The 12,937-nt window shown below is 73.0% G+C and carries 11 protein-coding genes; 2 read left to right on the top strand and 9 right to left on the bottom strand.

The genetic code is table 11. From position 1 onward, the window contains the following. Positions 1–107: 107 nt before the first annotated feature. The 7 genes from pheA to ACIRQY_RS13840 all read right to left on the bottom strand — a co-directional run bounded on the left by pheA (position 108) and on the right by ACIRQY_RS13840 (position 7,388). Complete coding sequence (gene pheA, locus ACIRQY_RS13870) at positions 108–1,043, bottom strand: prephenate dehydratase (protein ID WP_351783159.1); 936 nt, start codon at positions 1,041–1,043, stop codon at positions 108–110. A gap of 27 nt (positions 1,044–1,070) precedes the next feature. Beyond that, complete coding sequence (gene efeB / locus ACIRQY_RS13865) at positions 1,071–2,348, bottom strand: iron uptake transporter deferrochelatase/peroxidase subunit (protein WP_403924985.1); 1,278 nt, start codon at positions 2,346–2,348, stop codon at positions 1,071–1,073. A 3-nt stretch (positions 2,349–2,351) separates the two neighbouring features. After that, a complete protein-coding gene (locus ACIRQY_RS13860; RefSeq protein WP_403924982.1) occupies positions 2,352–4,337 on the bottom strand; it encodes a copper resistance CopC/CopD family protein in 1,986 nt (661 codons plus the stop codon). Between the two features lie 44 nt (positions 4,338–4,381). After that, positions 4,382–4,858: a copper chaperone PCu(A)C gene (locus ACIRQY_RS13855; protein WP_403924979.1), complete on the bottom strand. Its 477-nt coding sequence runs from the start codon at positions 4,856–4,858 to the stop codon at positions 4,382–4,384. Next, positions 4,855–5,595, bottom strand: coding sequence for an SCO family protein (locus tag ACIRQY_RS13850; protein ID WP_403924976.1), 741 nt, complete (start codon positions 5,593–5,595; stop codon positions 4,855–4,857). The genes ACIRQY_RS13855 and ACIRQY_RS13850 overlap by 4 nt, the downstream gene beginning before the upstream one ends. A 48-nt stretch (positions 5,596–5,643) precedes the next feature. Further along, entirely contained in the window at positions 5,644–6,390 is a 747-nt protein-coding gene (locus ACIRQY_RS13845; protein ID WP_403925353.1) for a YcnI family protein, read from the bottom strand. Positions 6,391–6,599: 209 nt separating this feature from the next. Beyond that, entirely contained in the window at positions 6,600–7,388 is a 789-nt protein-coding gene (locus tag ACIRQY_RS13840; RefSeq protein ID WP_403924974.1) for a hypothetical protein, read from the bottom strand. Positions 7,389–7,601: 213 nt separating this feature from the next. On the opposite strand from ACIRQY_RS13840, the gene ACIRQY_RS13835 reads away from it, so the two are divergent. Next, positions 7,602–8,072 carry an ATP-binding protein gene (locus ACIRQY_RS13835; RefSeq protein ID WP_351783141.1) on the top strand — a complete coding sequence of 157 codons (471 nt, stop codon included), beginning with the start codon at positions 7,602–7,604 and terminating at the stop codon, positions 8,070–8,072. A 236-nt stretch (positions 8,073–8,308) separates the two neighbouring features. Here the strand turns inward: ACIRQY_RS13835 and ACIRQY_RS13830 are convergent, their stop codons facing one another. Both ACIRQY_RS13830 and ACIRQY_RS13825 read right to left on the bottom strand, forming a co-directional pair. Beyond that, positions 8,309–9,769 carry an aminopeptidase P family protein gene (locus ACIRQY_RS13830; protein WP_351783138.1) on the bottom strand — a complete coding sequence of 487 codons (1,461 nt, stop codon included), beginning with the start codon at positions 9,767–9,769 and terminating at the stop codon, positions 8,309–8,311. A 133-nt stretch (positions 9,770–9,902) separates the two neighbouring features. Next, positions 9,903–11,354, bottom strand: coding sequence for a PP2C family protein-serine/threonine phosphatase (locus ACIRQY_RS13825; RefSeq protein WP_403924970.1), 1,452 nt, complete (start codon positions 11,352–11,354; stop codon positions 9,903–9,905). Positions 11,355–12,317: 963 nt separating this feature from the next. On the opposite strand from ACIRQY_RS13825, the gene ACIRQY_RS13820 reads away from it, so the two are divergent. Then, on the top strand, positions 12,318–12,884 hold the full coding sequence (locus ACIRQY_RS13820) for a bifunctional DNA primase/polymerase (RefSeq protein ID WP_403925350.1): 567 nt from the start codon (positions 12,318–12,320) through the stop codon (positions 12,882–12,884). The last annotated feature ends 53 nt before the right edge of the window (positions 12,885–12,937 follow it).

Here is a 12,937-nt window from a genome sequence, read left to right as displayed (position 1 = left end):
GGCCTGTGGATAACTGCTGCGGGTAACTGAAAATACGCAGGTAGGACTAGTGGTTCGCACCTGTGGACGAACGCTCCCGCCTTCGGGAGCGTTCGTCCATCATCGGATCAAGCCCGACCGTCCTGGGCCCTCGCCAACCAGTCGGAGGCCGCGGTGAACTCCTCGTCCGACGTACCGCGCCGCAGCGGCGGCACCTGCTCGACCGAGACCCCCGCCCTCGGGTACGAGCCGAGGAAGCGCACCTGGGGGCAGATCCGCTTCAGCCCCATCAGCGCCTCGCTCACCCGGCGGTCCGAGATATGGCCCTCGGCGTCCACGGCGAAGCAGTAGTTCCCGATCCCCGCCCCCGTGGGCCGGGACTGGATCAGCATCAGGTTCACCCCGCGCACCGCGAATTCCTGGAGCAGTTCGAGGAGGGCACCCGCGTGATCGTCACCCTGCCACAGCACCACCGAGGTCTTGTCCGCGCCGGTCGGAGCCGCCGGACGGGCGGGCCTGCCCACCAGCACGAAGCGCGTCTCGGCGTTCTGAGCGTCGTGGATCTCCGTCACCAGCGCTTCGAGGCCGTACGTCGCCGCCGCGAACTCGCCCGCGAAGGCCGCGTCGAACCGGCCCTCCTGCACCAGCCGCGCGCCGTCCGCGTTGGACGCGGCCGACTCCCACACGGCCGTGGGCAGATGCGCCCGCAGCCAGTTCCGCACCTGCGGCTGCGCCACCGGATGACCGGTGACGGTCTTGATGTCCGAGAGCTTGGTCCCCGGCCGTACGAGCAGGGCGAAGGCGATCGGCAGCAGCACCTCGCGGTAGATCATCAGCGGCCGGCCGGAGGCCAGCTCGTCGAGGGTGGACGTCACCCCGCCCTCGACCGAGTTCTCGATCGGTACGAGCGCGGCGGCGGCCTCCCCGTTCCGTACGGCGTCGAGCGCGGCCGGGACCGAGACCATGGGGACGAGTTCCCGTGTCGCGGCCTCGGGCAGCGTACGCAGCGCGGCCTCGGTGAAGGTGCCCTCGGGGCCGAGATACGTGTACCGGGTGGCGGACATACCGTCACCCTAATGGGCCCGGGACGCTCAGGACTCCAGGAGGCGCTGCCCCACGTACTCGCCCTGGGCGGGGCCGCCGGGGACCGCGAAGAGGCCACTGGACTCGTGGCGGATGAACGCGGACAGGGCGTCGCCCCGGTCGAGCTTGCGCTGTACGGGGACGAAGCCCCTGAGCGGGTCCGCCTGCCAGCAGACGAAGAGGAGCCCGGCGTCCGGCGCCCCGTCCGGACCGATGCCGTCATGGAAGGAGAACGGCCTGCGCAGCATCGCCGCCCCGCCGTTCTGTTCGGGGGCGGAGATCCGGGAGTGGGCGTTGTCCGGGATGACGAGCTGTCCGTCGGGACCGAACTTGTTCAGGTCCAGCGCGGTGGTCTCGGAGCCTCCGGTGAGCGGGGCCCCGTCGGACTTCCGGCGCCCGATCACCTTCTCCTGCCCGTCGAGCGGCAGCTTCTCCCAGTCGTCGAGGAGCATGCGGATGCGGCGCACCACCGCGTACGAGCCCCCGGCCATCCACTCCTCGGCCCCGGTGGCCCCGCCCGCTCCGGTCGGCACGAAGATCCGCCGGTCGAAGTCGGGGTCGGTGGGCTTCGGGTTGGCGGTGCCGTCGACCTGACCCATCAGGTTCCGGGCGGTCATCGGCTTCGGGGTGGCCCCGGCCGAGCGGTTGAAGCCGTTCATCTGCCAGCGGACCCGGGCGGCTTCGCCCGCGTCCTTCTGGACGGCACGCAGCGCGTGGAAGGCGACCAGGGCGTCATCGGCACCGATCTGCACCCACAGATCGCCCTCCGAGCGCCGGGGGTCCAGGGCGTCGGCGGAGAAGGCGGGCAGCGGGTCGAGGGCACCGGGCCGTCGGGAGACGAGCCCGGTGCGATCGAAGAACGTCCGGCCGAAGCCGAAGGTGACCGTGAGGGAGGACGGGCCCGCGTCGAGGGCGATCCCGGTGTCCCCGGTCGGGGCCTTCCCCGCCATCAGCGCCTTCGCCGTCGCCGACCAGCGGCGCAGCAGGGCGACGGCCTCCTTGCGCCCGGCGCCCGGCGCCAGGTCGAAGGCGACCAGATGGCCCCGGGACTGGAGCGGTGTGGTGATGCCCGCCTGATGTTTCCCGTGAAACATCACCTCGGTCGCCCCGACGGAGGTCAGCGCCGGGGAGCCGCCGGGGCCGTTGGCGCCCGTGTCGTCGTCCGGCCCGGACGCGGAGATCCCGACGCCACCGGCCGCACCGATGACGAGTCCGGCCGCGCCCGCCGCGCCGACGGTGCCCAGCAGCCGCCGCCGGGAGATCTCAAGGTTGTCGTTCTCGGTCACGGGTCAGCCGATCTTCACGTTCTTCTCGACGGTGGTCTGGTCGATCTCGGAGGTACGGACGGTCACCTGGATCCGCCAGTCGCCGGAGATCGGGATCTGCACGCCGCTCGCGCTCCAGTGTCCGGTCTGGATGCGGTCGGGGGCGACGGGCAGCGGGCCGATGTCCTTCGCTTCCAGGGTGAGGGCGACCTTGACCTCGGGGACGTCGAGCGGCTTGCCGTTGGGGCGCTCGACGTAGAGGTGGAGCGCGTTGGCGCCGGTGCGGCCGGGGTCGAGGCTGAGCCGGACGATGCCCTTGCCCTCGGCGCCGCCGGTGTCGAAGGGCAGCCGGATGTCGACGGGCCGGTCGGGCACGGCGGCGGGGCCGGAGGAGGCGTTGCCGCCGCGCGCGGCCTCCTCCTCGGTGCGGCCGGGTTCGGTCGAGGTGAGCACGGTGGTCACGGCGAGGAGGACGACGGCGACGGCCGCCTCGGTGAGCACCGAGCGGCGCAGTCCGGCCCGCTCGGGGTCGGCGTCCCGCTCGCGCTTGCGCCGCGCGGTGGCGACGGCGACCCGCTGCCGGGCGAGCTGCGCGGCCCGCTCGGGATCGGTGGCGGCTTCGTCCGTCGCGGGGCCGCCCGCGTCCGCCGTCGTGCCGTCGGCGGTCTTCTCGGTTGTTTCCTGGGTCTCCCCGGAGCCCTCGGCCGTACCGGCTTCACCGGCTTCACCGGTCTCGTCGGCCTCATGGGGTGCTTCCCCGGTGGGCTTGGCGTCGGCCAGGCGGCGGGTCCAGCGGCGCGAGATCCAGGCGATGCCGATGAGCACGCACACCAGACCGATCTTGACGAGCAGCAGCTGCCCGTAACGGGTCCCGGTGAGCGCGGACCAGGAGCCGACCTGGCGCCAGGACTGGTAGAGCCCGGTGGCCGCGAGCACCAGCACGGCGCCGAAGGCGACCCGGGAGAACCGTTCGACCGCCGAGCGGTCGACGTACGGCGTGCGGTAGAGGGAGACCAGAAGCACGGTCAGACCGCCGAACCAGGCGGCGACCGCGAGCAGGTGCAGGATGTCGACCGGCATGGCGATGCCGGGCTGGATGCCGGTCGAGGCATGCTCGGCCAGCGCCCAGGTGCCGGCGATGCCCGCCGCGACGACCGTGCCGCCGAGGGCCAGGCCGAAGGAGAGGTCCTTCTTCTCCTTCGGGTCGGTGCGCCGGGCGTAGGAGCCGAAGAGGACCGCCACGAAGAGCGCGGCCGCGCCGAGCAGCAGCAGCCGGGAGGTGAGCGCGGCCCCGGTCTTGGTCTCCAGGACGGTCTTCAGACCGGCCAGGTCGAAGGCGTCGGAGAGTTCGCCGGAGCCGGTGTAGGGATTGCGCAGCAGCAGCATGACGAGCGTGGCGCCGGTGAGGGTGAGCCAGCCCCGTACGACGGTCTGCTGGACCGGCCGGACGCTCGCGCCGCGCGGCCAGCAGGCCAGGACGAAGGCTCCGCCGCCGACGAGGACGGCGAAACCGGCGTAGGAGAGGTAGCGGGCGAGACCGTAGAGGGTCCCGACGATCCCGCCGCCCGCCGACCGGTCGGGCAGGGCGACGGAGGTGGTGGAGGGGGCGCCGATGGAGAAGGTGAAGGCGCCGGAGATGGGGTGGCTGTCGGCGGAGACGGTCTGCCAGGCCACGGTGTAGGTGCCGTCGGGCAGGCCCGCGCGGAGCCCCACTCCGTATCGGACGATGGCGCCGCTGCACAGGTCGCGTATCTCGCCGGTGTCGGCCCGGCGGCCCGCCGGGTCGAGGACCCGGATCGAGTCGGTGCTCATGGCGACCTGCTCGGAGAAGGTCAGGTTGACCTCCTTGGGCGCGGTGGCGACCACCGCCCCGTCCTTCGGGTCGCTTCCGGTCAGCGCCGCGTGCGCGGACGCGGGGGCGGCGCCGGCGAGCAGCGTGCCGAGGAGCGCGGCCGCCAGGATCAGCAGCCGGGCCAGGGCGGTGCCGAGGCGCGGGGCGGTGGTTGTCATCTCTGGGTCACTCCGTCAGTTCTGTCTGAACCACGTCAACTCGCTCAGTGCTGCTGCGGGTTGTGGCCGGCGGATTCGACGGGAAGGTCGACCTTGATGGGGTCGGACTTCTCGAAGTGGAGCTCGATGCTGACCTTCTCGCCCTGCTTGGGCCGCTGCTTCAGCTCCATGAACATGATGTGGTTGCCACCACGGGAGAGCTTCAGTTCGCCGTTCGCGGGGATGTCGAAGGACTTCACCTCCAGCATCTTCTGGTTCTTGGTCTCGTGGATCGTGACGTCGTCCGAGATGGGGCTGGTGACCGACGTCAGCTTGTCGGCGGTGGCGCCCGTGTTCTTGACGGTGAGGAAGCCGCCGGCCATGTCCATCACGGGCTGGGGCATGAACGCGCCGCTGACCTCCAGCTTCGGCTTGCCGCCGGAGGCGCCGTCGGAGCCGTCGGACGAGGACGAGCACCCGGTCAGCGCGAGAGCGGCGGCGAGCGCCACGGCGGCGGACAGGGTGGTGGTGCGGCGGATCACGGGTTCTCCCCCTTGATGAGCTTCGGCAGGTCCTTGGCGTAGTCGTCGATGGAGGTGTCCTCGCCGTACAGGACGTAGCCCTGGTCGGTGGTGGGCGAGAAGGCGACCACCTGGGCCCCGTGCATGGAGACGACCTTGTTGCCCGGCAGCTTCTTCGGCGGATCGATGCCGATGCCGATCTGGCGGGCACCCGCCTGGATGGTGGAGAAGTCGCCGGTGAGACCGGTGAAGGAAGCGTCGCCCGCGGCCGGGAGCCACTTGGCGAGGGAGGCCGGGGTGTCCCGCTCGGGGTCGGTGGTGACGAAGACGACCTGGAGCTTCTCCTGGTCGGCCGGGGGGAGCTTCTTCATGGCGATGGCGATGTTGCTCATCGTCATGGGGCAGACGTCGGGGCAGTGGGTGTAGCCGAAGTAGATCAGCGTCGGCTTGCCCTTGGTCCGCTCCCGCAGGTCGTACGGCTTGCCCTCGGTGTCGGTGAGGACCAGGTCGGGCTTGGTGAACGGCCGGTCCAGGACGGTGGCCGCCTTGGTGGAGTCGGAGCCGCCGGAGACCACGGCGACCGAGCCGGGGCCCGCGCCGGGCGCCTTGTCGCCGTCGCCGCCGAGGCCGACCGCCGCGGTGACGCCGATCGCCGCGACGATCGCGACCGCGGCGACGATCAGCGGGGTGCGGCGGCCGGGGCGGGCGGCCCCGTCGGCGTCACCGGACTTCGGGGTGGATGTCTTCTCTGCGGACATGCTGGTTCTTTCCGCTTCTTTCCGGGTGTTCGGGATGAGGGGCGGCCGTCAGGCCGAGCGGCGGCGACCGGCGAGGACGCCGAAGGCGGCACCGGCCACACCGACGAGGATGCCGATGACGCCCAGGATCCGGGCCGTGGTGTCGGAGGAGTCGGCGGCGGCCGTCTCCTCGGCGCCGTGACCGGCCTTGCCGTCGTGGCCGTCCTTCTTGTCCGCGCCGGCGGACGCGGACGGGGCGGCGCCGCCGTGGTGGTCCTCGGAGGCGGCGGAGAGCTTCAGGACGGGGGCGGGGCTCTGCGGCTCCTCCGCGCCCTCCTTCTGCTCCTCGATCCAGCGCACGACCTCCTTGTTGTCGTACGTCTGGATCGCCTTGAGGACGAGCTGGTCGGCGTCCTCGGGCAGCTGGCCGAGGGAGAGCGGGAACTGCTGGAACTGGCCGGGGCCGATCTTCGAACCGTCGGCGGTCCAGGTCACCTTGGACACGGCCTCGTTGATCTTCTTGCCGTGCAGCTCCAGCGGCTTGCTGAGCTTGCTCCTGGTCACCTCGGCCTTCCAGCCGGGGACGGGCTGCGGCATGACGGAGGCCAGGGGGTGGTCGAGCGGGAAGCTGACCTCCAGCTTCACGGTGGAGGCGTCGTCGCGCTCGTTCGGGACCTTGATGTTGACGGTCGCGTAACCGCCCTTGGCGGCCTCGCCCTGCGGCTGCACGCTCACATGGGCGAACGCCGGGCCGGACAGCAGCACGACGGAGGAGAGGGCGATGCCACCGGCGAGGGCGGCCCGGGAGGCGGAGATCCGGGGGCCGGAGGCGCGGGAGGCGGAGACCCGGGAAACGGAGGAGGCGCGGAGAACGGTCATGGCGGAAACACTCCAGCGAGGAGAGAAGGGGTGGCGCCCGGCGCGCCGGGCGGAGGCGGAAGCCTCCACGGGCGTGCGGACGATCGCGGTCGCGCTCGTGCCGAGCGGTCGCGGTGGGACGGTGTCAGGCTGCCGGGACGCAGACGTCAGGCTGCGAGGACGCAGTCGGCGGCCGGGGGGCCGCGCCTGATCACCGTGTGCTGGAGGGCCTCGGCCACCGGCGGCGGCGAGGAGTCGAAGGCGGTGCGGACGGCCCGCGCCGGACCCGCGGCCGGGGTGACCGACAGACCGCGCAGCAGGGTCCGTACGAGCCGGAGCGCGGCCCGCAGGGAGCGGACCGTGGCGCATTCGGCGAGTTCCGTGGCGCCCTGCTCGGAGAGTTCCACGAGCCGGACGAGGGCGCGGTCGCCGCGCCGCAGCAGCCAGCCCGTGGCGAGGGCGGCGAGCAGGTGCCCGAGGAGCATCGGCAGACCGGGCACCAGTTCCCCGGCGGGGGAGGCGGCGGCCGTGTGCCCGAGATGGGCCCCGGCGCCCGCTCCCGCGGTGGCGGGGTCGATCCCGGCGTCGCGGACGATCCGGGTGGCGTCGGCCGGGTCGAGGGCCGCGGCGCCCGCCCCGCAGACGAACCGGGCGGCCATCCGGACGAGGGCGTCGTCGGCCTCGGGGCCGAGCGTGAGCCGGCGCTGTCCGAGACCGAAGAGGACGTGCAGGCCGAGCTGTCCGCAGGTGAGGGCGGCGACGACGAAACCGAGCGAGCGCTCGCGCCCGGTGAAGAGGACCGTGACCCCGAAGACCCCGAGGAAGCCCGCCACGAGCGTCCACAGGGCGATGCCCGCACAGGCGGCGAGGGCGTGCCCGAGCGCGGACAGCACGACACAGACCGCGGTGAACACCGCGGCCCTCAGCAGCCGTGGAGCGAGTGCGGGGGCAGTCATGGCGGGCCCATCATCGCACCACGGCCCCCACCGGCAGGAGGCAGGTCCGTAAGGTCGTTCTTGGGGCGCTTGGAGCTCTTCGGGGCGACATACACCGGCTCACCGGTGCGGTGCATCCGCCGAACGAGCGCTCTTGACGCCTTTCGGCGCTTACGAAGGGTCCCGCCCGGCAATAGGTATCGGTATGTCGAGCCGCTGCCGGGAGGCTGGAGCATGAGCATCTGGTGGTCACTCCATCTGCGGCGTGAGGCCGCCAGCGTGCCGTTGGCCAGGCGGCTGCTGCTGGGCACGATGGAGACGGCGGGGGTCGACCCCGACGTGTCCTACGAGTTGTCGGTCGCGCTGACCGAGGCGTGCGCCAACGCGGTGGAGCACGGCGGGGGCGGTACGGACGGGAGCGGCGCCGGGGGCAGGGCCTACCGGGTGACGGCGTACCTGGACGGCGAGACCTGCCGCATCGAGGTGGCGGATTCCGGTCCTGGTTTCCCCGGCCAGGGCGGGGAACCGGGACCCGCCGGGGTTCCGGCGGCCCCGGCGGACGCCGAGCACGGCCGGGGGCTGCGGCTGATCGCGGAGCTGGCGGACCATGTGCACTTCGGCAACCGCTCGGGCCGGGGCGGCGCGGTGGTCAGCTTCGACAAGATCCTGAAGTGGAAGGACAGCCCTTCGCTGCTCCTGGCCTGACGGCGCCGCAGCGGGCCGGGCGACCGGGCGGCCGGAGGGCCGTACTGGACCAGCCGGACGGGACCAGCCGGACGGGACCGGGCGGACGTACGAGGCGGTCGGCACGGCACCGGACCGGACCGGCCGCGTGGGATCACGACGAAGGCGCGCCGGACCACGGCGAGGGCGCGCCGGACCACGGCGAGGGGCCCCGCCGGTCGGTCGGCGGGGCCCCTCGGATCCAACGTACGCGGAGATCAGCCCTTCAGCGCGGCCATCCACGCCTCGACCTCGTCGGAGCGGCGCGGCAGCGCGTCCGAGAGGTTCCGGTTGCCGTCCTCGGTGACGAGGATGTCGTCCTCGATCCGGACGCCGATGCCCCGGTACTCCTCCGGCACGGTCAGGTCGTCGGCCTGGAAGTACAGGCCCGGCTCCACGGTCAGGCACATGCCCGGTGCGAGAGTGGTCTCGACGTACGCCTCGGTGCGCGCGGCGGCGCAGTCGTGGACGTCCATGCCGAGCATGTGGCCGGTGCCGTGCAGGGTCCAGCGGCGCTGGAGACCGAGCTCCAGGACGCGCTCGACCGGGCCCTCGACGAGGCCCCACTCGACGAGCTTCTCGGCGAGGACGCGCTGGGCGGCGTCGTGGAAGTCGCGGTAGGCGGCGCCGGGCTTCACCGCGGCGATGCCCGCCTCCTGCGCCTCGTACACGGCGTCGTAGATCTTGCGCTGGAGCTCGGTGTACCGGCCGTTGATCGGCAGGGTGCGGGTGATGTCGGCGGTGTAGAGCTCGGTGGTCTCCACGCCCGCGTCGAGCAGCAGCAGGTCGCCGGAGCGCACGTCGCCGTCGTTGCGGACCCAGTGCAGGGTGGTGGCGTGGGGACCGGCGGCGCAGATGGAGCCGTAGCCGATGTCGTTGCCGTCGACGCGGGCGCGCAGGAAGAACGTTCCCTCGATGTAGCGCTCGCTGGTGGCCTCGGCCTTGTCGAGGACCTTCACGACGTCCTCGAAGCCACGGGCGGTGGCGGCGCAGGCCTTCTCCAGCTCGGAGACCTCGAAGGCGTCCTTGATCAGACGGGCCTCGGAGAGGAAGACGCGGAGCTCCTCGTCGCGCTCGGCGGTGACCTTGTCGGTCAGGGCCGCCTCGATGCCCGCGTCGTGGCCGCGCACCGCGCGGACGGGCCCGGTGGCCTCGCGCAGCGCGCCGGCCAGCTCGCGGACGTCCTTCGCGGGGACACCGAGGAGCTGCTCGGCCTCGGTGAGGGAGTGGCGGCGGCCGACCCACAGCTCGCCCTGGCCGTCGAGCCAGAACTCGCCGTTCTCCCGGTCGGAGCGCGGCAGCAGGTAGACGGTGGCCTCGTGGCCGTCGGCGGCCGGCTCCAGGACGAGGACGCCGTCCGGGGTCTGGTCGCCGGTGAGGTACGCGTACTCGGTGGAGGCGCGGAAGGCGTACTCGGTGTCGTTCGACCGGGTCCGCAGGTTGCCCGCGGGGACCACCAGGCGCTCGCCGGGGAAGCGGGCGGAGAGCGCGGCGCGGCGCTCGGCGGTGCGGTCGGCCTGGGCGATCGGCTCCAGACCGTGCAGCTCGGTGTCGGCCCAGCCGGACTTCATGTTCTCGGCCAGCTCGTCGGAGACGCCCGGGTACAGGCCGTTCTTCCGCTGCTTGATCGCCTGCTCTTCGGTCTCTTCCGGGGTCTCCGGCGTGAGCTCCTCGGCCACGGGTCTGCCTCCTCTGGTACGACACTGAACCCCCACCATCGTACGGTCGTACGGAAGGGGTCCCAGGGCCGGAAGGCCCATTACCGGAATGTCACTCTCCGGTTCTGCTCCGACACGGCCCGGACCGGGGGCGTCAGGCGAAGCGGGCGGCGAGCAGGACCACGTCCTCCCCGTCCGCGCCGGTGTCGAGACCGTCCGGGAGGAGCGTCCGCAGGACGTGGTCGGCGAGCGCCCCGGGGTCGTCCCGATCCGCCTTCGGCACGCTCGCGGCGGCCGCGCGCAGCCGGGCGAAGGCGCGGTCCATGGGCTCGCCGGTACGGCGCAGCAGCCCGTCGGTGTAGAGAAGCACCGTTTCTCCGGGTGCCGGGGACAGCTCCACGCTGGGCGCCTCCCAGCAGGAGAGCATCCCGAGCGGGGCTGAGAGCGAGGTCTCGACGAACTCGGTGCGCCGCTCGCCCACGATCAGCGGCGGGGCGTGCCCGGCCCCGGCGAGGACGATCCGGCGCCGGTCCGGTTCGGCGTAGGCGAAGAGGGCGGTCGCGGAGCGTGCGGGTTCGGTGAGCCTGAGCAGGAGTTCCAGGTCGGAGAGGACGGCGACGGGGTCCTCGCCCTCCATCACCGCGTACGCCCGCAGCGAGGCGCGCAGCCGTCCCATGGCGGCGAGCGCGCTGGGGCCGGTCCCGGTGACGGAGCCGACGGAGAGCCCGAGGGCGCCCTCGGGCAGCGGCAGCGCGTCGTACCAGTCGCCGCCGCCCCGGGGGCCGGTGTGGTGGCGGACGGCGAGCAGGACGCCGGGGACGCGGGGCAGCCGGCTGGGCAGCAGCTCCTCGGCGACGGTGCCGAGCCGGACGCGGGCCCGTTCGACCTGGAGGAGCCGGGCGAGGTGCTCGGTGGCGAAGCGCCCGTAGAGCCCGACGAGGTGGCGTCTGCGGGTGTCGGGTTCGGCGGGCTCGTCGTAGAACCAGACGGCCGCGCCGAGCCGTCCGGTCTCCTCGGTGGCGAGGGGCAGGGCGTAGCTGGCGGCGAAGCCGAGCCGGGCGGCGACCTCGCGGTGGCGCGGGTCGAGGCCCTCCTCGGTGCGCAGGTCGCGGATGGTGATCGGGTCGGGGACCCGTTCGGGGCGGGCGGGGTCGGGGAGGCCGTCGAGGAGGCGCCCGTAGCTGCTGGTGGCGCGGGGGACGGTCTCGATGATCCCGAGGTCGGCGTGGGCGAGGCCGAGGCCGAGGGTGGCGGTGGGGCCGAGTCCGTCGGCCGGTTCGAGGACGCCCATGCCGCGGCGGGCCCCGACGAGGGCGGCGCCCGCGTCGAGCACCTCGCGGAGGGCCTCGTCGAGGGAGGAGGTCCTGATGAGGCGCTCGGTGAGTTCGTGCAGGGTGGTGAGGTCGGAGACCCAGGCGGCCAGCCGGTCCTGGATCAGCGCGCCGGGCGGCGGGACCGGATCGGAGGGCGCCGCGGCCGGGGGGACCCCGGGGAGGGGCGACGTAGTGTGCGGGGGGCCGGGAACGGTGGAATTGATTCCGGCCACTTTCGGCGAGTGCGGGGCACTCATGGCAGTCGGCTTTCCGACCGGTCCGTTTGGCGCCATAGCATCGCAAACCCCCATGTCATCATGAGCCGCTCAATGCATCCACATGTACACGCACAAGACGAACGATGTCCAGCATTGTCCCCCCGGGACTTGTGGTGTCCGTGAGGTCGTGCACAGGGGTTGAAGTCCATGGGAACTTGGCTGAAAATTGCCCCCAGTGTGCACCTTTTGCGGTCGACTGGCGTCGTTTGAAAGCGCGTCATTCTGAGCGTGCTGGGTACGTAGTCGATGACAGGCAGGGGCAGTTGACGCTGTCCCGGAACGCGAAGCGGGACCCCGGCGTCTTTCATGCCGCAGGCCGCAGCCCGTCACCGAGTGGCGGGGAACCTGTTCCGACCCGCCCCTGGTGCTGACCCGGCTCCACCTCGTTCTGACCTGGCGCCACCTGGATCCGACCCCTGCTCCACCCGGTTCCACGTGGTCCACCTGGACACGGCCCGGACGGCCCCGCATCGACGGGGCCGGCGCCCCGCCGACCCGGTACGCGCTGATACGCACAGTGAAGTGTCCTGCACATGGTGTCATGTGGATTCGGCGTTCAACGGAAAGGAACGAGCGCTCATGCGCGAGATCCTCGGAATGCGACGCAGGCTCCGGTCCCGGCGCAAGGCGAGGACCGCCCGGCTCGAAGCGGCGGTCGCCTTCGGCGTCGAATGGGGCTGGCCCGTCCTGCCGGGAGCGGGTCTGGGAGCGACCTCCCGCACGGCCGCGCGCGGGGTCGCGGGCCGGGGCGCGGGCCGGACGACGGGCAGTGCCCCCGGCCCGTCGGGCACCGCGGGAGGTGCCCCCTGCCCGTCGGGCAGCGCGAGCGGCACCCCGGGCTCGCCGAAGCCCGCGGGCGGCGCCCCCAGCACGTCGGGCACCGCGGACGGTCCCGGTGGAACGGTCGGCGGCCCTTCCGCCGAGACCCCGGAACCGAACCCGGCGGACGGCCCGACGGCGGTGGCCCCCGTGGCCCCCATGACCTCTGTGGCCCCCGTGCCCCTGACGCCCCCGGTCCGGTCCTGCGCCTGCCCCGACGCCGACTGCGTGGTGCCGGGCGCCCACCCCCACGAACCGGTCCTCCTCGCGGCCACCACCGACGAGCGGATGATCCGCTGGTGGTGGACCACGCGCCCGGACGCCCCGGTGCTCCTGGCCACCGGCGGCGGCGCGCCCTGCGCGGTCAGCCTGCCCGCGATGGCGGGCGCGCGGGCGCTCGCCGCGCTCGACGCGACGGGGATGCGCCTCGGCCCGGTCGTGGCGACCACGACCCGGTGGTCGATCCTCGTCGCCCCCTACGGGCTCGAACGGCTCGGGGAGCTGCTGTACGCGAAGGACAGCGTGCCCGGTTCGCTGCGGTTCCACAGCGAGGGCGGCTATCTGGTGCTGCCGCCCTCGGTCACCGGGACCGGCCAGGTCCGGTGGGAACGCGCCCCGCTCGCGGGCTCGGCCCGGCCGTGGCTGCCGGACGTGGAGGCGGTGGTCGACGCCCTGGTGGAGGCGAGCACCGGCGCCCCGGGCGGCGGGAGCCGGCTGACGTACTGATCGGGCAGGGCTCCGGAGGGGCCCGGGGCGTTCACCCGAACGGGTGCGTCCGG

Origin of the sequence: Streptomyces sp. NPDC101490, assembly GCF_044767145.1 — a bacterium.
Taxonomy (GTDB): domain Bacteria; phylum Actinomycetota; class Actinomycetes; order Streptomycetales; family Streptomycetaceae; genus Streptomyces.
This window is presented reverse-complemented; position numbering and strand designations above follow the sequence as displayed.